Origin of the sequence: Mycobacterium alsense (assembly GCF_002086635.1) — a bacterium.
GTDB classification, from domain to species: Bacteria; Actinomycetota; Actinomycetes; order Mycobacteriales; family Mycobacteriaceae; genus Mycobacterium; species Mycobacterium alsense.
Window position 1 is genome coordinate 1 of record NZ_MVHD01000122.1, and the last position, 1,413, is coordinate 1,413.

Annotated in this window: 1 protein-coding gene; it reads left to right on the forward strand. The window is 64.6% G+C overall.

The annotated features are described in order from the left end of the window. Positions 1-78: 78 nt before the first annotated feature. Complete coding sequence (locus BST11_RS26755) at positions 79-1,329, forward strand: IS701 family transposase (protein ID WP_372509601.1); 1,251 nt, start codon at positions 79-81, stop codon at positions 1,327-1,329. Positions 1,330-1,413 lie beyond the last annotated feature (84 nt).

Sequence of the window (1,413 nt, forward strand, 5' to 3'; positions counted from 1 at the left end):
TAGTACTACAGCCGTAGATTGTGCGGTGCGGTGTGTCTGCGCTGGTTGAGGCGGTGGCCGCGGCATTGTTCGGAGTTTGTGAAGACACCTGAATTAGCCGCGGCCGCCGCGGCTCATAGCGTAGACCTTGATCGCTGGCGAGCAGGGTTTGATGAGGTCCTCGATCGTGTCGCGTCGCGGTTTTCCCGGTGCGAGACGCTGCGCAACGCTGGGGCGTTGATGTTGGGGCTGGTCTCGGAGCTGGGGCGCAAAAACTGTTGGACGCTGGCCGAGCGTGTCGGTCACCCCAGCCCGGATCGGTTGCAGCATCTGCTGGCTCGCGCCAAGTGGGACACCGACGGAGTGCTCGACGATCTGCTTGGCTACGTCAGCGATCATCTGGGTGATCCCGGTGCGGTGCTCGTCGTTGACGAAACGGGTGATCTGAAGAAAGGCACCAACACGGTGGGAGTGCAACGCCAATACAGCGGCACCGCGGGGCGGATCGAAAACTCGCAAGTGGCAGTGTATTTGGCATATGCCGCCCCGGCCGGACACACACTCATTGACCGCAGACTGTATCTGCCGAAAGACTGGTGTGATGACAGGGAGCGCCGTGCGACCGCCGGAGTACCCGACGATGTCGAGTTCGCCACCAAACCGACCCTGGCCGCGCAGATGATCACCGCCGCCCTCGACGCGGACGTGCCGGCGGGCTGGGCGACAGGTGATGAGGTCTACGGCGCCGATCCCGAGCTGCGCCAGAGGCTGCAGCAGCGAGGCATCGGCTATGTGCTGGGCATCGGCTCCAACCGCACAGTGCGCACCGCCGCGGGCACCGAACGGGTTGATGCGCTGGCCACCTCGCTGCCGCAGCGGGCCTGGCAGCGCCGCTCGGCGGGCACCGGCGCCAAGGGGCAGCGCTGGTATTCCTGGGCACTCATCCAGACCAGCGACAGCGACGCCCAGCATCACCTGCTGGTGCGCCGCAACGACAAGACCGGCGAGCTGGCCTATTACCACTGCTACAGCCCCACACCGGCGACCCTGGCCGACTATGTGCGGGTAGCCGGGTGGCGCTGGAAGGTGGAGGAGTCGTTTCAAACCGGCAAGGAACTGGCTGGGCTCGATGAGCATCAGGTGCGGCGCTGGACCTCCTGGCACCGCTGGGTCACCCTGGCCATGCTCGCTCACGCATTTCTCGTCGTGGCCACCGCCGCGCAACGCCACGCCGATACCACCGCAACGACACTGATTGTCTTGACTGTCAACGAGTTCCGTCGACTTTTCGACGCACTGCTGCTACGGCCCTTGCACGCTGTCGCCGACGTGCTGGCATGGTCCACCTGACGCCGAAAACACCAGGCCAGAGCCCGCGCGTGCCACCATCGCAAACACCATCAACAACAATGACAGCGATCTCCGGCTGTAGTA